This window comes from Acinetobacter sp. YH16040_T, from assembly GCF_024605785.1.
Classification (GTDB): Bacteria; Pseudomonadota; Gammaproteobacteria; order Pseudomonadales; family Moraxellaceae; genus Acinetobacter; species Acinetobacter amyesii.
This window is the reverse complement of the sequence record NZ_CP094541.1, coordinates 2,318,150-2,339,182: the sequence shown is the minus strand read 5'-3', so window position 1 is coordinate 2,339,182 and position 21,033 is coordinate 2,318,150. Positions and strand designations below refer to the sequence as shown.

Genomic DNA, 21,033 nt, shown 5'->3' with positions numbered 1-21,033 from the left:
TAGATATGAAATCGGCAAAAGTTGTTAAGCAGATTTCATTACAACCATAGCAGTTTAACTTGGGAAAACTGTCAAATAATTGACAGAGTCATGGGCACGAAGTCGGCACACTTTATTTCAACAACACCATCGTTGCTTAATAATTTGAAGAATAAGGTAGAGCCCTATGACACAATTAGAATCGAATCATTACAATCCAGACTATCAATATCAGCATATTGAAGTAAAACCTGTAACCGGTCGTATTGGTGCCGAAATTTCTGGCATTCAGTTGTCTGGAAGTTTAGACAAAAGCGTGGTCGATGAATTTAATCATGCACTATTAAAATATAAAGTTGTATTTGTGCGTGGGCAGCAAGATCTCACCGATTTAGAACAAGAAGCCTTTGCACGACTTTTAGGAAATCCGTTGAATCACCCAAGTGTGCCACTCAAAGATGGTACAGCACATACGTTGTCAATTGACTCACGTGGTGGGCGCGCAGATTCATGGCATACCGATATTACATTTTTACCCAATTATCCCAAAGCCACAATTTTAAGAAATGTAGTTGCACCTGAACATGGTGGCGATACAGTTTGGGCCAATACCGTGACGGCTTATGAAGATTTAAGTCCGGAGCTGCAAAAACTGGCGGAACAATTACGCGCGGTGCATAGTAATAGTTATGACTATGCGACTCCCAAAGGTCAGTACAATGAAGAAGGTCGCCATTTATTCCGTACCGCGGTAGAAGTGGAAACCGAGCATCCATTGGTGCGTGTACATCCTGAAACAGGTGAAAAAAGTTTGGTTTTAGGTCACTTCTTTAAACGCTTCAGTGGATATAGTCCGGCACAGTCACGTCGTTTATTTAAACTGTTTCAAGAGCAAATCGTGCAATGGGAAAATATTGTGCGTTGGCGCTGGGCGGTTGGTGATGTTGCGATTTGGGATAATCGTGCGACGCAGCACCGTGCCATCAATGACTATGGTGATGAGCTACGTATCGCCTCACGTGTCACTATCGAGGGCGATGTGCCTGTCGATGTAAATGGTCAGCCGAGTACTGTACTGAAAAACATTCAGAACACCGACATTTCAAACTTGCGTTCTGAAGCAGGCCGTATTTATGAGAAAGCATCTTAAGTATTAGAGCGTCATTTAAAACAGCATAAAAACAGATAAATAATGCGAAAAACAATGGTTTTACATTTTTCAGCACTTGCCTAAGATCGATGAGATCTTAGGCATTTTTTTATAGACGTGAGCGATCAAAAGAACACAGCCCAACAGCATTTGTTGGAAATTTTGCGAAATGAAGACATCTTTCAAGGCTTTTGCGATCAGACGTTAGAACAGCTTGTGCAACAGGTGAAATATTCACGTTTTCATGCGCAGCAGCATATCTTAAAACAACAACAAATCGTGCAGGATATTTATATTTTGCTTTCAGGTACGCTACAAATTGGTTGGTTGCAAAATAATGGTGAATTGATTGTCAATGACTATATCCGTCGCCAGTCAGTATTTAATTTTGTTGCAGTCTTACAACAAAAGCCGTTGAATTATGATTATTTTGCTGCGACACACGTTGAGGTGGCGATCATTTCTGGAACAACGTTTTTAGCGGTTTTACAGCGTGATTCGCAGGCACTTTGGAATGTCGTGCAATCTCTCAGTCAACGCATGTATTTGATGTTTTAGCATAATCGTTATTTGCGAACGGCAACGCTAGAGCAGCGTATTGCTAGACATTTGATTCGACTCTATGAGCAATATGGATGTCGGCAGGAAATTCCTTTGAGACTCAGTCAGCAGGAATTTGCAGAGTCTTTTAATATTTCACGGCAAACGTTGAATAAACATCTGCAGCAATTTGTTCAAACACATGTGATCGCGTGGAATTATGGACAAATCGTGATCTTGGATCTTGAACGTTTAAGGCGAATGAGTGAACTTGATGAATAACTAGATTTAAAATTTGACGAGAAGCCATAATCGCAAATGGCTTCATTGGACTTGTTTTTAGATTAGTGCTTACTGATTTTATCCAAATAACCCATCATAAAAGCAGAAAAAACAAAGGTTAAATGCATGATGATGTACCACATGATTTTGTCATTTGGGATGTTTTTCGCATCCATAAAAATACGCAATAAATGAATCGAAGAAATTGCCACGATTGATGCTGCAACTTTGAGTTTTAATGAATTGGCATCCATGGTGCCGAGCCAGTTCAAGCGATTGGTCGATTCATTAATTTTTAATTGCGAAACAAAGTTTTCATAGCCTGAAAACATCACCATCACAATCAGTCCGCCCACCATAGTCATATCGACCAAAGAGAGGATGACTAAAATCAGGTCAGCTTCTGAATATTCTAAAATATGCGGAAGGACATGAATGACTTCTTGGAAAAATTTAATCGCGAGCAGTAGCAGTGCAAAGGATAATCCAAAGTACACGGGAGCCAGAATCCAACGTGCAGCATACATTGTATTATGGAAAAAACGTTCCATTTAAGCCTCTAAAATTATTGATCTATTATTTGGTTCTAAAGTATATGAATTAAATTTTACGATAATTTTGATAATAATTCATGTAGAGTCAGTTGTTTAATTTAAATCTAGATTGAATCTTTGGGTGTCTTAAGCTTGAATTCATCTGTGTAGGTCATCATATCAGTGGAAATGATGCTGTATGGCTGCTTAGGCGGATCTATAGGCAACGGTTGAGTTTGATGGCGAAATTTGACTGATGAAATAGATGTATTTTTTGCAAAATACTACAAGACTTTTATGGCAAAACTTGTAGTATAAAAATGATTTTATTGAGTTTAATTGGCTATGTCACAAATTGATGTATTGGTGCCGTTAAAGGATATTACGGTAGATCGGGCGGAAGTGCTTTCGATTAAGCGGAATGACCTTGTGCCATTACTGACCGATCAATATCGTCTAAATCATTATGCAGATCAATTAATTCAAGCACAGTCGGTACTGCTAGATGGTGTTGACCCTCAGTTGACGAAGCAACTTAGTCAAACCATTGAGCAGTTGATTCAAGCCTTAGCCAATTCAAAAAAATATTTAAAAACACGCAAATTTAATGCCTTGCAAAAATGGTTAGGCATTGATTTGGAGTACGGTTCAGGACAAGTTGAATATTATAAAAATTTGGATCAATTGCTTGATCGGGCAAATCATCTGAGCCAAAAATTACAGTTAGAAATTCAAAAGTCCCAAGCACGTTTTAATCAATTACAGGGTTTACGTGAGCAAATGGCGCGCTATATCGTCGCGGCTGAAGAATTTTTGCTGGAATACCCACAGTTTGTTAAAAATCAGCATCCGCTTGATAACTTTGCAGAACGCTTATCGAAAAAGGTGAATACGTTGCAAACCTTACAAGCCAGTAATGATATTGCAATTACACAAATGCAGCTTTCTCAGCAGCTTTCTTTTGGTTTATTAGATCGATATAAGGAAGCTCAGCAAGTGTTGATTCCGGCATGGCAATATCATGTGAAACAAAGTCGTCAAAGTAACTCGACAAGTTCATTGGAAAAGCTTGATAATAGCCGTGAAAATTTGATTAAAACTTTAAAAAAATCATTAGAGAATTCCTCTAAGTCTTAGAAATATAAGGTGAGTTATGACCGATTTAGATGCCAAAAATTTACCCGTTGAAGTAAGTAAAGAATTGACTGAAGAAAAGTTTCAGCAACTCAATTTACAGGAAATTGGCTTACAAACTTCCGATTTTCACGAAGTCGAAGCTGCACGTAAGGAATTGGCAGATTTAAGTCATAATAGTGTTGCCGAATATGGTAAAAACATTGCCACCAAGACGTCGACCTATACCGATGAATTATTAAATTTGGTGCAAAATAAAGATCTGGATGCGACAGGTCAAAAGCTCAATCAGGTGGTACAAGTCGCACAGCAATTGAATACCACGAGCATTTTAAATAAATCGAAAAGCTCAGGATTTTTTGGTGGTTTACTGAGTAAATTTAAAGGTGCCAAGCAAAGTTTTGATCAGCACTTTAATACCACTAAAGAGCAAATTGATGCTTTAGTTAAAGAAATTGAAACTTCGCAAAATGGCTTAAAAGCGCGTGTAAATACCTTAGATAAAATGTTTGAAGGCGTACAAGACGAATATAAACAATTAGGTGTGTATATCGCCGCAGGTAAGTTGAAAGAGCAAGAAATTCAACAGGAAATTACAAGATTAACCACTCAAGTTCAAGATCAAACCACTACGCAAAAAATCTATGACCTCAATCATTTGGCAAATAATCTTGAAAAACGTGTGAGTGATCTACAGATCTTGCAACAATCTGCTATGCAGACCTTGCCGATGATTCGCATAATTCAATCCAACAATTTGATGTTGGTCGATAAGTTTTATGCTATTAAAAATATCACCTTACCGGCATGGAAAAACCAAATTAGCTTGTCGATTTCATTGCAAGAACAAAAGAACAGCGTGCAATTGGCAAATAGCATTGATGATGCGACCAATGACCTGTTAAAACGCAATGCAGATTTGTTGCATCAAAACTCTGTCGATACAGCAAAAGCCAATCAGCGTTCAGTGATCGATATCGAAACACTTGAACATGTGCAAAATACCCTCATTAAAACCGTTAATGATGTGATTCAAATTCAGAAAGAAGGTGTGCAAAAGCGTGAAGAAGCAACGACACGTATTCGTGCCTTACAAAACAATTTGAATCATTTAGTGATTGAATCGAGTGGTTCAAACCCTTCTTCATAAGCTGTGAGGGGGGTGAAAATATAATCTGAAGGAGTATGTCTTTGCCTCCCATTGATGAATATGCGCTAAATCCGCAGCAACTGGAAACAGGGCTTCAAACCATTAAGAAGCGTCAACGCAATTTGACGTTATTGACTTTAACCAGTGTTTCTGTGCTGATCGTTTCAGCTGTGATGTTGTTTATTCAGCATGATATGGTTTATAGCTTTTTTGGCCTAAGTTCTAGCGTACAGCAACTGCATATTCCCGTTAGTGCAGGTGATTTGACATATCAACTCGGTGAGTCTTCCGACTATTTTTTAAACTTTTTATCCTTTATTGGTTGGTTATTTCTCAAACTCATCGTTTCATTTATTGGCGCATTTTTCTTGGTTGGATTTCTAAAGAAATTTCAATTTTTTAGAATTCGATTCCAATCTTTTGTATTGAAATTTGTCGGCTGGATTTTATCGTTTATCGTGCTTTGGTCAGGCTTAACTTATGTGCAATATGACCTTAATCATGATGACCGTGCAGCAGATCAAAAATTGGTACATTATGAAAAAAATATTCAAGAAAGCCAGCTGGCTTTCGAGATGGAAGATGCACAATTGGCAAAACCCGTGCAAGCCTATTTACTTGCACAAGCTGCTTTGATGCATAAGCCTGTAGATCGTGCGACAGCAATTCCTTTGGTGCAATCCTTAATCAATGCCGAGCAACAAAATCCAGCAAAATTCCGTGAATACGGTTTTCAGCCTGAACAGCTCTGGGCAATGCAAAATCAGCTATTTGATAAAACCATGACACCGATGGCGCAAAGCGTGGAAAAACAAGTTCAGCAAGCCAATGTAGTAGAAGTTGTTGTACGTTGGGTGTTGATCGCCGTGATGGTACTCACGCTGGTTTTGAGCTTAATTTTGTATCTACTATCTCAGCATTTCAAATCACGGATTAATCGAATTGAGCAGGGACTTCATTAACAGGCCTATTTTCTTTTTAGATCATTGCATTGCTCAGAATAAAAATCCCCATCACATTGTATGGGGATTTTTGATCTTGGGTAGATTAACTTGCGCGATGAAACAGTTGTCGAAGTTCCTGTGTAGAAAAAGTCTGATCATTCACTTCGCCATCCACAAGGTAAAAAGGAATGGGGTGCTGTCCCTTTGATTTTACATATTGTGTAATTTCATGCTGACGGTCTGCAATATCTTTATGTTGAATTGAGCGCAGTACTTTTGAGCCATCTAAACCAATGCCTTCAATGATGCTTTTTAAAACCTGAATATCAGCAATATTTTGACCGTGTGCAAATAATGCATGGAATAATAAGGCTTGAGTCAGGGCATATTGATCCAGAATATTGTCCAAGGCCAAAATACCTTGATGAGCCAGTTGACTGTTTGGCATACGTTTCATGTGCTCAATATTGACAATCACATCTTCGCTATAAGCGGCAAACTTTGTCATTTCGAGTTTTCGATTTGCTGCACTTGCGCCATACTTATTGGTTAAATACTACAGCACATCTAAGCCTTGTTCAGGAATTTCAGGAACGCGTTGAATCGGCAATAGCTCTACACGGGTTGCGGTATGTTCATTCCAGTTTTGTTTTAACTTTTGAAATGCGACATAACTCATGGGATAAACAATATCAAAGACAAATTCAATTTTCATTATTCTGCTCACTGTTGATTTTATACTTGTAGATCGATGGCTGATTGATGCAAGGGATTGATTGTGGCTTTATTGATGGAACTCAAAAGCAGTCAAATCACCTGATATTTCATTTGATTTAATGCCGTCTTGCTGAAATGAAACTTAAAGCTTTATAAAGATTTTGTAATTAATCAGGACGTAAGTGGGTCTTGCGCAGGCTTGGTGTGATTTCAATAAAAAAGAAAAAAATGAGGGATTTATCACGATATATATGTACGAAATAAATCATTTTAATGTTAATATAGGCCCATATATTTATGATTTAGAAAGAAATTTAATCATTTAATTTGAAAAACCGATTAATTTTATAAAAACAAACCGTTTCACCTATTTAATGGTTTGTTCTATCATTCTCTCATCAAATAAATTTACTCCTCTGGAGACGTTAGCAATGTTAGATCAAAATACTTCTGCTCAATTAAAAACCTTACTTGAACGCCTTGAAGGCCCGATTGAAATCGTCGCGACTTTAAACGGCACTGACAAATCAGACAAAATTAAAGAATTGGTGACCGAAGTTGCTGCCTTATCTGATTTAGTGACTGCACGTTTTGACGGTAACAACAGCCGTGCGCCAAGCTTTGGTATTGCAAAAGCAGGTGAAACACCACGTGTATTCTTCGCAGGTCTACCGATGGGCCACGAATTCACTTCTTTGATTTTGGCATTGTTACAAACCTCTGGTTATGCACCGAAAGTTTCTGACGAAGTACTGAATACCATTAAAGGTTTAGGTCTTAAAACTGACTTTGATGTGTTCGTATCACTCAGCTGCCATAACTGTCCTGACGTGGTTCAAGCCTTGAACCTAATTGCGATCTATAACCCAGGTACAACTGCAACCATGATTGATGGTGCATTCTTCCAAGACGAAGTCGAAGAACGCAAAATCATGGCTGTACCAATGGTATTCCAAGACGGTGAGCACATTGGTCAAGGTCGTATGACCTTGGAAGAAATCATTGCTAAATTAGACACCAACTCTGCCGCAAAAGATGCTGAAAAGTTAAATGCCAAAGAAGCCTTTGATGTTCTTGTGATTGGTGGCGGCCCTGCGGGGAATACTTCTGCAATCTATGCAGCACGTAAAGGCATTAAAACAGGTATCGTGGCTGAACGCATGGGCGGTCAGGTCATGGATACGATGGACATTGAAAACTTCACGTCGATTCAAAAGACTCAAGGTCCTAAGTTTGCTGCTGAAATGGAAGCACATGTACGTGAGTACGGTGTGGACATTATGAACTTGCAACGTGTATCTGACATCAAAGGTGCTGACCAAACAGCTAATGGCTTAGTTGAAGTGACTTTAGAGAATGGTGCAAAACTTGAATCTAAAACAGTGATTCTTTCAACAGGTGCACGTTGGAGAGAAATGAACGTTCCGGGTGAACAAGAATACCGTACACGTGGTGTTGCATACTGCCCACACTGTGACGGTCCATTGTTTAAAGGTAAACGTGTTGCGGTGATTGGTGGTGGTAACTCAGGTGTCGAAGCGGCGATTGACCTTGCAGGTATTGTGGAACATGTAACACTTGTTGAATTTGATACCAAACTTCGTGCTGACCAAGTCCTTCAAGACAAGTTAAACAGCTTACCGAATACCACTGTGATCATGAATGCATTATCTACAGAAGTGGTTGGTGATGGTTCACAAGTGACTGCACTGAACTACAAAGACCGTGCAACTGATGAAATCAAAACGATTGAATTGGCAGGTATCTTTGTACAAATCGGTTTGTTACCAAACACTGATTTCTTAAAAGAAACAGCAGTTGAACTTTCAAACCGTGGTGAGATCGTAATTAACGAACGTAACGAAACCAATGTAAAAGGTGTATTTGCTGCCGGTGACTGTACAACAGTACCTTACAAACAAATCATCATTGCAACAGGTGAAGGCGCGAAAGCTTCATTGTCTGCTTTTGATTACATCATCCGTTCGGGTCAATAAAAGAAAGGCCAGTGTGTTTCGAGAAACACGCTGGCCGCGCTGAATGTTGTCATTTGAATATTATTTTTCTTAATATTCTCGTTTTACAGGAACTTTGGATGCTAACACCGGAGTTCCTTTTTTTGTCTGCAAAATTAGGATTCAAAAATGTCCCCACACATTTTGAATCCTATTCGTTGCCCAGCTATTTTTGTTTTACAACCTTATTTTTATACTTTCCCCAAGGTTGTTTCTCTATAAAATATAAAGCGGAGTATGCAATTAATATACCAATCACATCACGAATTTAAGATTTAAATAAATTCAAACCTTTAAACTTCTCCATTAACTGCTCATCTGTCTCCATGTATTCAGGATGAGGCACAATGCACTCAATCGGACAAACTGAAACACAAGTTTGGTGCGCATAGAAACCGACGCATTCAGTACAACGTGCGACATCGATTTCATAAATCTTTGAGCCTTCATAAATGGCATCATTGGGACATTCAGGTAGACACATGTCACAATTGATGCATTTGTCTGTAATCAACAAAGCCATAAAGTAAACTCAAGCCTGATAAGCTAAAGTTGAAGCCGAAATATCCACTGTCGAATTGGGTAAGTTACGAATCAGTAAGGCGTATCGCATATCCACATCGGCAGGTACAGGAATATCCACGATATGACCTGAACCTTTGGCATCGTCAATTAGATTACCTTTTTTATCTTTCATTTCAGTTAAAACGAAGGTGATGTTGCCTGAAGTGGTCATCAGTTCTAAAGAATCACCTACAACAAAACGGTTTTTCACTTCGATTTTAAGAGAGTCACCATTGCGTTCTAAGACTTCACCTACAAACTGTTGATGATCAAAACGTGAAGAGCCGGTTTCATAGTTTTGATATTCACTATGTACATGGCGGCGTAGAAAACCTTCGGTATAACCACGGTTCGCAAGACCTTCAAGCTGAGACATGAGAGCAGGGTCAAATGGTTTACCAGAAAGGGCATCATCGATGGCTTTACGATAAATTTGAGCGGTACGCGCACAGTAGAAATAAGACTTGGTACGGCCTTCAATTTTTAAAGAATGAATGCCCATTTTGGTTAAACGGTCAACATGCTGTACAGCACGCAAGTCTTTCGAGTTCATGAAATAAGTGCCATGTTCATCTTCTTCGGCAGCAAACATGTCTTCTTCATTGCGTTGTAATAAAACCGGCTCGCCGAATTGGTGTTGTTCTAGGGCGTGTTGCTCATCGGCATTTTTATTATTGCAGCATGATGATTCTTTAATTTGTGTGACTGGAATAACATCACCAGTTTCATCTTCAACTGCATCGTGAATTTTATAATCCCAACGGCATGCATTGGTACATGCACCTTGGTTTGCATCACGTTTATTCATATAGCCAGAAAGTAAGCAACGACCGGAGTAAGCCATACATAATGCACCATGTACGAAAACTTCAATTTCCATATCAGGTACATTGTGTTTAATTTCTTCAATTTCTTCGATTGATAATTCACGTGACAGAATGACACGTGTCAGTCCCATATTTTTCCAAAATTTAACCGTTGCCCAGTTCACCGCATTGGCTTGGACAGACAAATGAATGGACACTTCTGGAAAATGTTCACGCACCATCATGATTAGACCAGGGTCAGACATGATCAGTGCATCAGGATTCATGGCAACCACAGGTTCAAGGTCACGGATGAAATTTTTCAGTTTTGAGTTATGCGGTTGGATGTTTACCACCACATAAAACTTTTTCCCTAAGGCATGAGCTTCTTCAATGCCAATTTTTAAATTGTCATGGTCGAAAGCATTATTGCGCACACGTAAGCTATATCGCGGCTGACCTGCATACACGGCATCTGCGCCATAAGCAAAAGCGTAGCGCATATTTTTTAAAGAGCCAGCAGGTGAGAGGAGTTCGGTTACGTGTTGAATCGTCATGTCAATAAAGGCATAAAAAATTTATGGCTTTATTGTAGTGATCTAAAAAAAGGTTTCAACCAAGTATTTTAGTTGGGTTTTCAAGATATTCCGTTTTCCAAATGTTTTAAAATTTGGCAATCATTGATTTGGCTGGTTTCATTACAACTGGCACGGAGCTCACTTAACTGTATTTTAAAATTTTCTAATTCTTTAATTTTTTCAGAAACTTGAAGAATGTGATTGTCAATTAATTCATTAACAGCATGACAGCTTTGCGTAGGGGATTGCTCAAGTTCAAGCAGGGTTTGAATCTCAGTGAGAGAAATATCGAGGTTTCGACAGCGTTTAATAAAAACCAAACGTTTGTACATTTCTTCATCATAATAGCGGTAATTATTGTCTGCGCGGAAGCTGGGTTGCAGCAGTTTTTTCTTTTCATAAAAGCGAATACTGTCAACGCTTACCCCAGATTTGGTGGACAATTCTTTAATCAAATAATGTTTTTGTACGTTCATGCTTGACCTTGGAGTGAGTCCATAGTTTTAAATAAGAATAATACAAATCCATTGATTTTAAAATTGGAGCACATTTATGGCATGTACATGTAGTCATGAGCCAGCACCAAACAAACCCAACAGTAAATTTCGTATCGCACTTTGGATTGCCTTAATCATTAACGCCATGATGTTTTTGGTGGAGCTGATTGGTGGGGCTTATGCACATTCTTCTGCGCTTTGGGCGGACTCGTTAGATTTCTTTGGTGATGCCGTAAATTATGGGGTTTCATTAGCCGTGCTTGGCGCCAGTTTATATTGGCGTGCAACAGTCGCCTTGGTGAAAGGTTTTGTCATGGCAGCGTTTGGGATCGTTGTGATTGCCAAAGTGCTCTATGCCTATGCCAATGGGATCGCTCCTGAACCAATCACCATGGGTGTGATTGGTATTCTGGCCTTAGTCGCTAATGTCATCTGTGCATACGTCTTATATGCCTTCCGTGAAGGTGACTCCAATATGCAATCCGTTTGGCTATGTAGCCGTAATGATGCGATTGGTAATGTCGCAGTGATCTTGGCTGCAGTCGGGGTGTTTGGTACAGGCAGTCTATGGCCAGATTTGATCGTGGCCGCAATCATGGCGATCTTAGGTTTAACGGGTGGTTATCAGGTGATTCGAAAAGCACTGCAAGAGCGTAAGCAAAAAGATATTCTGAGTACCCCTTGCTCTTAAAATACTTACTCTTAAATCCACCGTTAATGGCATTCATTTTATCCATGTTTTTAACGCAGATGAATAGTCGTTAAATCGCTAGTTGAAATTAAAATAGCAGTCAGTTTTATACGAAATTTTCCTGACTGCTAATTCGATAAATCATCTGAAATCAGACTGTATTTAATAGGGTGCTGAGGTTTTATCTACAGACTCCAATTAAGTTATGCTTTACAATAGCGCGCGAAAATCATGTTTAAAAATTAGGTTTTCTACCTTGAAAGCTTTATGTTTAGGCCCCATTGGTGCATCAGGTAAATTAAATGTCGAAAAAGCAAGACATCATTAACGTTGCGCTCCAACTCTTCAATTCTTATAGCTATAACTCGATTGGTATAGATCGAATTATTGGGGAATCGGGCGTTGCTAAAATGACGTTTTATAAATATTTCCCCTCTAAAGCCAAATTAATTGAAGAATGTCTCGTGATTCGAAATCTTAATTTACAGGAATCACTTGAAGCTGCTATTGCAGAATGTGATCCAGAAGACCATCTTTCGCATATTAAAACCATTTTTGCTTGGTACGATGCTTGGTTTCATACTGCAGATTTCAATGGTTGTATGTTTCAAAAAGCAGTAGAAGAAATATCTAAAGTTTATCCTTCGTCATTACAACCTGCGATCGATTATAAAGATTGGCTCAAATCAAAACTAAGTACTGCCTTGCAAAATCTGGGCATTCAGCAAACTGAACAACTAGCTGCATTTCTGAGTAGTATTTTGGATGGCATGACCATCCAAGCCCAAATTGACCCCAACCAAGTGCATTTAGCAGATTATTGGAAGCGAGTTGAAACCTTAATTCGTTTGGAATTGGCTGCTTAAAAATTTGTTTGTAGGCATTTAGGTTTTAAATCTAGCGACGACTTATTTGTATTGATTAACAATCAATTTTTTCACATGACTTAAGATTCTAAGAAAATAAAAAGCGCGATTATTTGGGGTAATCGCGCTTTGCTGACAATTGTGCGTTCAAATCATTCACTTTGTTAGCTTAAGTCAATGATTTGATTTTCGAACGTTTTATACGTTTTCTCTCATTTATATTTTTACCCTCTGAATGCTAAATTCATTCGGTTTTTGCAGCAAAATAGACAGACTTGTCTGTTTTTTTGAATTATAGGGGATCTTAGGTGAATTACAAGACAGGAAAGAAAGGTTTGTGTGTTTTTTAATCTAGCTTAAGTTTAAATTAATCCACTATTTTTAAAGATAATATTAAAAAATTGATCATTAAGCTCGATGTTAATTAGACGATAAAACTATTTTTACAGTTGCGTGCATGACGCTGTTCGTTGGGTGCAAGTACATGGTCTAAGACCATTTGGTGAATATTTTATATGCAAGAAGTAATTAGTGAGTGGGTTCTCCGCTTTTTATTTTTAAGTGAATTTTTGAATCGTGGATTTTACATAACGAAACATCTTCTATGGTTTTAAGCATTAAGTTTATTGATGAATTTGACTAAACTAGCAGCAAAATTATTTCCATGATTACAATTTAGAATTTTTATTATGTTAGGCAAAATATTTGCTGTATTAGAACAATTGGGTCTATCCGCCCAAAAACGTGCCATTCATGTGCAATTTTCCAACCCTGCGTTGAATGAAGAGCTTTTTATTCAACGTATTGATGGGGAGCATGTCTTAAACCAAGGCGTGCAAGCGACTTTGATTTGCCTATCTACGAATGCACTTATTCCGTTAAAACAATTTATTGGCGCACAGGTCGCCGTTGATCAAGTGACCGATCAGGGCGAACTCTTCCGTACCACGGGTATTATTACCGAAGCCACCCAAGGGCAGAGTGACGGTTCACTCACGCTGTATAAACTCACTTTAGAAGATGCAACGTCGCTTTGGCATAAGCGCCGCAACAGCCGTGTGTTTATGAACAAATCGGTGCGTGATGTCAGTGAAACTCTTTTTAAAGAATGGCAAAGCAAAAGTCCGCTCTTTGCTGCCAGTCTAACGCTAGATCTAAGCGGTTTAAGTCAGAACTATGATGTACGACCTTTCATCATGCAGTCGAATGAAAGCGATTATGACTTTTTAACGCGTCTTTGGCGCAGTGAAGGCATCAATTGGCTCATCGATGAAGCGCAGCTGAAAGCACCACATTCCTCAGCGCCAATTGAAAAACAAAAACTTCGCCTGATTGATGACAATAGCCAATATCAAGCACTCAGCCGTCGTAGCATCCGCTTTCATCGCTCTAGCGCCACTGAAAAACAAGACAGTATCACCAGCTTGATCGGTGAACGTAGCATTCAGCCGACTGCGGTCCATGTGCAGCGCTGGCAAGCCGATGGTCTCAGCCAAGAAGAAGGCGCAGGTTCAGTTCAAAGTAAACATCAGGATAGCCAAAACCAAGACAATGCCAGTTTAAGTTTGGAACAAGCATGGCATATCAGCCCTGCATGGATGCAAGATTTAAAAGGTGAAGACCAAGCTACCGCTTCATCCAACAGTCAAATTGAAAAATTGAATCAAAACCTAACGCGCTATCATGAGCTACAATCGAAAAAATTCAATGCACAATCGACTGTGCGTGATACACAAGTCGGTTATTGGTTTGAACTGAATGAACACCCTGAAATTGATCAACACAGTGGTGCAGACAAACAATTTTTAATCACAGAAAAGAAATTCTATAACCAAAATAACTTACCCAAAGATCTCACTGAACAGGTCAATCAACTGATTGAACAAAGCCAGTGGAATATTAAACCCATCCATGAACAGGCCGAGCGTCAGGCCAATCAGCTTACATTGCAACGCCGCAATATTGCGACCGTTCCTGAATATAACCCACTCGAACACCGTCCAAGCACCCATCCGCAACGCGCCAAAGTCGTTGGGCCAAGCGGTGAAGAAATACATGTCGATGAATGGGGGCGTATCAAAGTCCGCTTCTTATTTACCCGTGGTGATGACCACAGCCATGATGGCGGTGCAGGCAGCAATGATAATGATACGGACTCTGCATGGGTCGATGTACTGACTCCATGGGCAGGTGAAGGCTATGGCGCACGATTCTTACCGCGGATTAATGAAATTGTAGTCATTGATTTTTTTGACGGTAATATCGACCGACCATTTGTGGTGGGGCGTATACATGAGGCACAGCGCAGTCCGACCCAATTTGATGGTAAAGGCAAACTGCCCGACACCAAAAAACTGGCTGGAATAAAAAGTAAGGAAGTCCAAGGTGAAGGCTTTGGACAACTGCGCTTTGATGACACCACAGGACAAATCTCAACACAATTACAAAGTACCCATGGTGCCACCCAGCTCAACCTCGGTAACCTCAGTCATCCCAAAGAAACCGCAGAAAGTGAGGGAAGAGGCGAAGGCTTTGAGCTGAGAACCGATCAATGGGGTGCAGTACGAGCAGGACAAGGGCTACTTGTCAGCACACACTCACAACAACAAGCAGCGGCAATGCACCTCGACGCACAAGCTGCAAAAGATCAAATCGAAGCCAATTTAAACAGCAGTAAAGCTTTAAGTGAAGTGGCGAAAAATCAACAAACTGACCCACTTGAAGTCTTGGATAATCTGAAAAACTTTCTTGGACAAATTGAAAAAGGCAGTAAAGAAAAAGCTGATGCCTTTAAACAAGCCTTAATGATTTTATCTGCACCAAACTCCATTGCTGTGAGTAGTCAGGAAGATATTCATCTTTCAGCAGATGGACAAATCAGCCAAAGTGCAGGCGATAGCATCAACCTCAGTAGCCAAAAATCTTTAATTGCCCATGCACAAAGCAAAATCAGTCTGTTTGCAGCTCAGGAAGGTGCAAGGCTGTTTGCTGGTAAAGGCAAGATAGAAATACAGGCTCAAGGTGATGGTGCTGATTTAATTGCTCGCAAAGGGATTCAGATCATTTCGACGGAAGATGTAGTTTATATCACCAGTCCTAAAGAAATAATCCTGACTGGAGGCGGATCACAGCTCAAGATTAATGGTTCTGGCATATTCCCTACCACGGGTGGAAAGTTTGAGGTTAAGGCCGGGCAGCATTTATTTACAGGTGGAAGTACGGCTCAACCAAAAAATATTACTTTATCATTATTAGGTGAAATGCAAAATTGGATGGAATTGAACTACCATTATGATGATTTATCACCAGTTAAAGGGGCTCCTTTTAAAGTCTTTTTTGAAGATGGAAGTTACAGAGAAGGTACTTTAGATGATAAAGGGTACGCTAAATTAGAAAATGTACCTAAAGGAAAATCTGAAATTTATTATGGGGAAGATCCGTCAGAGTTTAAAAAAGACATTCCCGATGACCTAGATGCAGAAATTGAAGATACAGACACTATTGACGATGATATTTGGTCACTATTAGATGAAGAAGCATATCAAAAACTTACAAATAACTTACAGAATGGAGCGAAATAATGGGCTCTGTCGCTAAATATAAACGTTCTGTAGATTCTGTTCCCGGTGGATGGCTACAAAGTTTAAAAAAAGACACTATGACTTTCTTTAAAGGTGAAAGTACTGGTGGTTGGGCAATTTTAGCGGAGACGGTAATTGGGTGTGTACCTGTTTTAGGTCAATTGGTAGACGCGAGAGATATTATTAAAGCGATTATCATTTTATCTGCAAATCCAGCTAGCCCTGCTGGATGGTTTGATCTTATTACAGCATTAATTGGCTTAGTTCCAGGTGGTGGGGATGCTGTCAAAATGTCATTAAAAAGTGTCAAAAAAGGCGCTTTACCAATGGATAGTATTTTAGATGGTATCCGAAAACTAGGGAAAGGTGATCCTGAGCAATTGATACGTAAGTGTCTAGATCTAAATGCATTACAAAAAAATTTGGATAAGATACTGACAAACCCTAAAGTATTAAATCAGCTAAGCCCTGAAGCTCGTAAAAATGTTGATCAGATTCGAAAAAATTTAGGTAAACAATTACAAGAATTTAAAAAGGAAGTTGATGGCTGGCTAATAAAAAGTAGAAAAACTTCAGCAGATGCAAATAAAAATTCTAAGAACCAAACAAATAAGCCAAATTCTCCAGCAAATGGTGGACAAAAAGCAAACAATACAAATCAGGGCAAATCTAACAGTACCAATAATTCGTCAATAGGCCAAACAGCTATAACTAATTTATCTAATAAATTTAAAGGTATTCTAGGTGAGCATATGGCAGATTACTATTGCCAAGAAATTAAAGGCTGGGGAACTTCAACACATGATAAGATAGGAACGAAAAACTCTCATAAATTGAATGATAATGGGGAAATGGTAAATCTATTTTCTATTAAAAGTAGAGGGCGTGGTATAGATGGAGTTTGGAAGAAAAATAATAATGACGCAAAACCATATGCAATTATTGAGGCTAAATGTAGCCAAAATCCTGCTGCTTCACTTAGAGATTTATTAGGTGATGCTAATGATAAAAATGGTATTGATAAATCAATACCTCAACAACAACAAAGATCTGGCAGAACTTCTAGAAACCGTACTAACACTAGTTCAACTAATCGTAATCTAACTTTAGGTGGCGAAAAATATAGAGATTCTAGTGGAAAAGTAGTTCAAATGAGCCATCATTGGATAACAAATCGTCTTGTTAAATCAGTAGGAATTAAGCTAGCTCCAATAATATTGAAAAAAAGAAGATATGAAAGATATGTTATTTTTTTTAGTGGATTGCAGGTAGTAGAACATGCTGTTGCATTAATTAAATTCTTATCTAAACAAACAGTAACTGATAAAGAACATTCTATTCATACAGCTACAAAGGTTTGGACTGATAAAGACATTAGTATCGTTGTTAATAATAAATAATTGGAAATTTATTTATGATGGAATTTAAGTTTAATCGTAGACAACAATTTTTAGATGAAAGTTACTATCAATCTACAAGGAGTGAGCTTGTCAGCGCCATAGAAAGTTTTTTAAGTGAATCAAATGATGATGATGATATCGAAGCAGGATGGATAGACTCTTATTCGATAGCGTCTAGATATCAGTTTGATTTGCTTATTTTGGACTATACTGCTGGTAAACCGATTGAGTATTTACGCTTAGAATTTGATAAAGTAATTGAATTATTCAAGGAACTCTCTATAAAACAAAGAGCCTATTATAAAAATAATAATTTTAGTGTTTTTGACATCGAAATTTTAGATGACTATTGTGTATATATATGGATTATCAGCCTTTGTTATTTATTAAAAAGAACTGATTTACTACCGTTGGTAGCTAACCTTGTTGATGGAGAGGATCAAGAAAATGGAGGGAAAGATTGGATTGTAGAGGAATTTTTGGCTTTTAATGACGATAACCGTTTTGATTGTTCAGATGTCCTTTTTTCAAATCCTTATTTTGAGTTATCCAATGCATTTGTGACCCAAGATAATAAAGTTTCATTCAAGCATTTAAACAAATTTTTAAAAAAATGGTATAAAGATTTATCTGGAGCTCCATGGCATGATACCCATAAATCAGAGGGTGGATATTATGGATATTGGGCTTTTGAAGCAGCTTGTGCTGTTATTCTATTAGAAATAGAAAATGATAAAGAATTTCATGAATACCTCTATTATCCTAAAGACTTAATAGAGTTCTATCGTACATTTAAACCTAGTAGTGCTGAAATTGACCTCCTAACTAAATATCAAAAAGTATCAATTCAAGCAGGTAAAAAATGTCCTCAATCAGGTTATTGGTTCAGTGTAGCCAAGGAAAACACTCGTAAATACTTTAAACAAGGGGAAATATTCCCTGATTTTGAAAGTGATTGGGGGGATGTATATTGGCAGTTTGACGGTGAAGAATAAGTGAAAATATGCCCTTCGGGGCAGTTTTTGGGCATAAAATGGATTTAGTTAATATAAAAAGACAACAATTTCTTACACCTCAAATGTATGAAACATTAAAGGCGGAAACTCTGAACACTATTGAAACTTTTAAAGTAAATCCTACAGGTGTTGGTGATTCAATAGAAGAAAGATGGGTATACTCTTATGCTATCGTAGCAGAGGACTATTTAAATCTGCTTATATTGGAATATACAGCTGGCAATAGTTTACCTTTTATTAGAAGCCAAATTGAAATAGTTATTGACTATTATGAGCAATATGGAAGTAAATTAAGAAGTTATCATAAAAATATAAACTTACCAGTTTTTGAATTATTTACTATTGATGGCTATTGTCCATGTATTTGGTTAATCAGTTTGTGTTATTTACTCCACCGAAAGGATTTGCTACCTAGAGTTGCGAAATTAATTGACGGAGAAATGAGAGAAAATGTTGCTCAAGATTGGCTAATTGAAGAGTATTTATCTTTTTCAGATGAAAATAGATATGATTGTTCAACAGTATTAGTACCAAAACCTTACTTATTATTATGTGAAGCCTTTTCAAATCAAGATAATGAAATTTCTTTAGCTTTTGTCCGTAAGTTTTTAAAGAATTGGTACAAAGATTTATCAGGTGCGCCTTGGCATGATACTCATAAATCAGAAGGTGGCTATTATGGATACTGGGCTTTTGAAGCAGCGTGCGCTGTTATTCTGTTAGAGATAGAGAATGATACTGTCTTACATGAATACTTATATTACCCTAAAGATTTGGTTGAATTTTATCACAAATTCAAGCTCAAAACTTCAGTAATAAATTTTCTTGAAAATCATAATAAATTTTCAATTAAAGCTGGGGAAAAATGTCCTCAACAGGGTTATTGGTTTACAGTTGCTAAAGTGAACTCACGTCAATACTTTAACTTGGGAGATGTTTTTCCTGATTTTGAAAGTGATTGGGGCGATGTGTATTGGCAGTTTGATGGTGAAGAGTAATTTATGCCTTCGGGGCTTGATAATATTGGATCTCTAAAAAAAGAAGTATTAATTAAAAGAATATTTTATGAGCACAGCACAAGTTTATTTAAATGATGAGGAAATAGAAGAACTCATTCGTGATATTCCATTTGATACTTCCATTTTGTATGGAGAGGAAAATAAAGAGTTCGGAGTTTGCCCTTATATTACATTTTATATTGATCAAAAAAAAACAAATGCGCAAGAATTTTTGATAAAAGTAATTGATATTTATGAGAAATTTGAATTCGAAATAATTGATAAGCCATTTCATTTAAGATTTCGATGTGATATAGAAGTTTGGAAAAAGGCAATTTCATGGATTAGAAGTCGTGAAGAAATATCAGCTGAAATGGCAAAAATTTATAAAAAATATTTCATTTACTATTTAGGTGCAACATCTGCACAATCTCAAGATCAAAGTCCACGTTGGGCTTTAAGTGCAAAGATTAGAGACTCTAGTGAGCGCTATTCTAGTCTAAAATTAACTTTTGGTGATCAATGGTATAGATCCAATAAAGATATTTGGTACTCATTTGTTCAAAAATGTCTAGAAATGCTTAACCCAATTCAAGCATATAGTGGATATGAAATTGGAAACACAAGTCAATTTGCATTTGTTTCTCCTGAATTTGAAACAGTTGAACGGACTTTCACGGATTATTTTTACGGGCTCGATATTGATCATCCTGGTATGGAGTTTTCTCATGAAAATATGTTTATTGCAGAAGATCGGGATGGTTTAGGTGGCGGTATTCGTACCCCAACATGGTGCTTTTTACTTTCTCCCTACTGGCTAGAGAAACTAGGCTTGAGTGAAGAACAAATTCGTGAAAAACTGGATGATCCACGAATTGAAATTACTAAAATTATAGACCCAGAAGATTCAACAAAATACAGCTTATGGATACGTTTGGGAGAGCTTTCACTTTATCCAGTTGAAGAAGGTGTTCCTGATTTATTGGTGATGGCAAATGAACTAATTAAACCGATACGTTGTGATAACTTAAAACTGACCACTTTAGATGCATGGTCAGATGATCCAAATCCACGTTTTGATGCGGTCAGTTCAAAGCAATGGATTGCACGATTTGATGAAGACAGCACTTGGCCTGAATTAAAACGAGTGAAAGTTGAAGTTCAAGAACCAGAAAGAATAGATATTGTTATTGCCGGTAGCCCATGTCCTCACGCAGGATATTGGTATACTTTTGCTAAAGAAAACTCACGTCAATATTTTAAACAAGGTGATATATTCCCTGATTTTGAAAGTGATTGGGGTGATGTGTACTGGCAGTTTGATGGTGAAGAATAAATGGATGTCCTTAGACGCTTGTTCATTTAAGCATGCCACAGAAATTCCAATCCAAAGGTCTAAAAAACAGAAGAAAAGCTATAGTGGCAAGAAAAAGAAATACACCTTTAAAGTACAAGCCATCATTCATTATAAAACTCAGAGAATTCTGAGTTTATGCGCTGATCGAGGTTCAGTACATGATTTTGAGCTCTTTAAACGCAACTTTAATCAGATTCCTATAGGGGGCTTTTATCCTCGCAGATAAGGGTTATCA

At 37.9% G+C, this 21,033-nt stretch carries 21 protein-coding genes; 15 read left to right on the top strand and 6 right to left on the bottom strand.

Annotation, left to right across the window (positions count from 1 at the left end):
- Positions 1-166 precede the first annotated feature (166 nt).
- From MST16_RS11525 to MST16_RS11515, 3 genes are all read left to right on the top strand, one after another.
- A complete protein-coding gene (locus tag MST16_RS11525) occupies positions 167-1,129 on the top strand; it encodes a TauD/TfdA family dioxygenase (RefSeq protein WP_180009479.1) in 963 nt (320 codons plus the stop codon).
- Between the two features lie 117 nt (positions 1,130-1,246).
- Positions 1,247-1,687, top strand: a complete 441-nt coding sequence (locus MST16_RS11520; protein ID WP_180092129.1) for a Crp/Fnr family transcriptional regulator — start codon at positions 1,247-1,249, stop codon at positions 1,685-1,687.
- A gap of 12 nt (positions 1,688-1,699) precedes the next feature.
- A complete protein-coding gene (locus tag MST16_RS11515; protein ID WP_180092127.1) occupies positions 1,700-1,951 on the top strand; it encodes a Crp/Fnr family transcriptional regulator in 252 nt (83 codons plus the stop codon).
- A gap of 62 nt (positions 1,952-2,013) precedes the next feature.
- On the opposite strand, the gene MST16_RS11510 is transcribed toward MST16_RS11515, so the two are convergent.
- On the bottom strand, positions 2,014-2,502 hold the full coding sequence (locus tag MST16_RS11510) for a TIGR00645 family protein (RefSeq protein WP_078189122.1): 489 nt from the start codon (positions 2,500-2,502) through the stop codon (positions 2,014-2,016).
- A gap of 327 nt (positions 2,503-2,829) precedes the next feature.
- Here MST16_RS11510 and MST16_RS11505 point away from each other — a divergent pair, with 327 nt between their 5' ends.
- Genes MST16_RS11505 through MST16_RS11495 form a run of 3 tightly spaced genes read left to right on the top strand, consistent with a single transcriptional unit; the run spans position 2,830 to position 5,730 of the window.
- Positions 2,830-3,621, top strand: a complete 792-nt coding sequence (locus MST16_RS11505) for a tellurium resistance protein (protein ID WP_078189121.1) — start codon at positions 2,830-2,832, stop codon at positions 3,619-3,621.
- A gap of 16 nt (positions 3,622-3,637) precedes the next feature.
- Positions 3,638-4,768 carry a toxic anion resistance protein gene (locus MST16_RS11500; protein ID WP_180010891.1) on the top strand — a complete coding sequence of 377 codons (1,131 nt, stop codon included), beginning with the start codon at positions 3,638-3,640 and terminating at the stop codon, positions 4,766-4,768.
- 41 nt (positions 4,769-4,809) lie between these two features.
- A complete protein-coding gene (locus MST16_RS11495; RefSeq protein WP_180010916.1) occupies positions 4,810-5,730 on the top strand; it encodes a hypothetical protein in 921 nt (306 codons plus the stop codon).
- 85 nt (positions 5,731-5,815) lie between these two features.
- Here MST16_RS11495 and MST16_RS11490 read toward each other — a convergent pair whose 3' ends face one another.
- Positions 5,816-6,220 carry a DsbA family protein gene (locus MST16_RS11490; protein ID WP_257222706.1) on the bottom strand — a complete coding sequence of 135 codons (405 nt, stop codon included), beginning with the start codon at positions 6,218-6,220 and terminating at the stop codon, positions 5,816-5,818.
- Between the two features lie 48 nt (positions 6,221-6,268).
- On the bottom strand, positions 6,269-6,427 hold the full coding sequence (locus MST16_RS11485) for a hypothetical protein (protein WP_257222656.1): 159 nt from the start codon (positions 6,425-6,427) through the stop codon (positions 6,269-6,271).
- 433 nt (positions 6,428-6,860) lie between these two features.
- On the opposite strand from MST16_RS11485, the gene ahpF reads away from it, so the two are divergent.
- Positions 6,861-8,426, top strand: a complete 1,566-nt coding sequence (ahpF, locus tag MST16_RS11480) for an alkyl hydroperoxide reductase subunit F (protein ID WP_180009476.1) — start codon at positions 6,861-6,863, stop codon at positions 8,424-8,426.
- Positions 8,427-8,712: 286 nt separating this feature from the next.
- Here ahpF and MST16_RS11475 read toward each other — a convergent pair whose 3' ends face one another.
- The 3 genes from MST16_RS11475 to MST16_RS11465 form a co-directional block, all read right to left on the bottom strand.
- Positions 8,713-8,967, bottom strand: a complete 255-nt coding sequence (locus MST16_RS11475; RefSeq protein ID WP_168379317.1) for a YfhL family 4Fe-4S dicluster ferredoxin — start codon at positions 8,965-8,967, stop codon at positions 8,713-8,715.
- Between the two features lie 9 nt (positions 8,968-8,976).
- A complete protein-coding gene (gene yegQ, locus MST16_RS11470) occupies positions 8,977-10,371 on the bottom strand; it encodes a tRNA 5-hydroxyuridine modification protein YegQ (RefSeq protein ID WP_180010889.1) in 1,395 nt (464 codons plus the stop codon).
- Between the two features lie 80 nt (positions 10,372-10,451).
- Positions 10,452-10,868: a Cd(II)/Pb(II)-responsive transcriptional regulator gene (locus tag MST16_RS11465; RefSeq protein WP_180010886.1), complete on the bottom strand. Its 417-nt coding sequence runs from the start codon at positions 10,866-10,868 to the stop codon at positions 10,452-10,454.
- 76 nt (positions 10,869-10,944) lie between these two features.
- On the opposite strand from MST16_RS11465, the gene MST16_RS11460 reads away from it, so the two are divergent.
- From MST16_RS11460 to MST16_RS17530, 8 genes are all read left to right on the top strand, one after another.
- A complete protein-coding gene (locus tag MST16_RS11460) occupies positions 10,945-11,580 on the top strand; it encodes a cation transporter (RefSeq protein WP_180009473.1) in 636 nt (211 codons plus the stop codon).
- A 302-nt stretch (positions 11,581-11,882) separates the two neighbouring features.
- Positions 11,883-12,446 carry a TetR/AcrR family transcriptional regulator gene (locus MST16_RS11455; RefSeq protein WP_168379321.1) on the top strand — a complete coding sequence of 188 codons (564 nt, stop codon included), beginning with the start codon at positions 11,883-11,885 and terminating at the stop codon, positions 12,444-12,446.
- 689 nt (positions 12,447-13,135) lie between these two features.
- Positions 13,136-16,027 carry a type VI secretion system Vgr family protein gene (locus MST16_RS11450; protein WP_180092125.1) on the top strand — a complete coding sequence of 964 codons (2,892 nt, stop codon included), beginning with the start codon at positions 13,136-13,138 and terminating at the stop codon, positions 16,025-16,027.
- Positions 16,027-17,427 (top strand): hypothetical protein, encoded by a 1,401-nt coding sequence (locus MST16_RS11445; RefSeq protein ID WP_180009471.1) that lies wholly within the window; start codon positions 16,027-16,029, stop codon positions 17,425-17,427. The genes MST16_RS11450 and MST16_RS11445 overlap by 1 nt, the downstream gene beginning before the upstream one ends.
- Before the next feature lie 14 nt (positions 17,428-17,441).
- A complete protein-coding gene (locus tag MST16_RS11440) occupies positions 17,442-18,422 on the top strand; it encodes a PoNe immunity protein domain-containing protein (protein ID WP_180010882.1) in 981 nt (326 codons plus the stop codon).
- A gap of 38 nt (positions 18,423-18,460) precedes the next feature.
- Positions 18,461-19,441: a PoNe immunity protein domain-containing protein gene (locus MST16_RS11435; RefSeq protein ID WP_180010880.1), complete on the top strand. Its 981-nt coding sequence runs from the start codon at positions 18,461-18,463 to the stop codon at positions 19,439-19,441.
- A 67-nt stretch (positions 19,442-19,508) separates the two neighbouring features.
- Positions 19,509-20,777 (top strand): type VI immunity family protein, encoded by a 1,269-nt coding sequence (locus MST16_RS11430; protein ID WP_180005254.1) that lies wholly within the window; start codon positions 19,509-19,511, stop codon positions 20,775-20,777.
- Positions 20,746-21,024, top strand: coding sequence for a transposase family protein (locus tag MST16_RS17530; protein ID WP_368856485.1), 279 nt, complete (start codon positions 20,746-20,748; stop codon positions 21,022-21,024). Before MST16_RS11430 ends, MST16_RS17530 begins: the two co-directional genes overlap by 32 nt.
- Positions 21,025-21,033 lie beyond the last annotated feature (9 nt).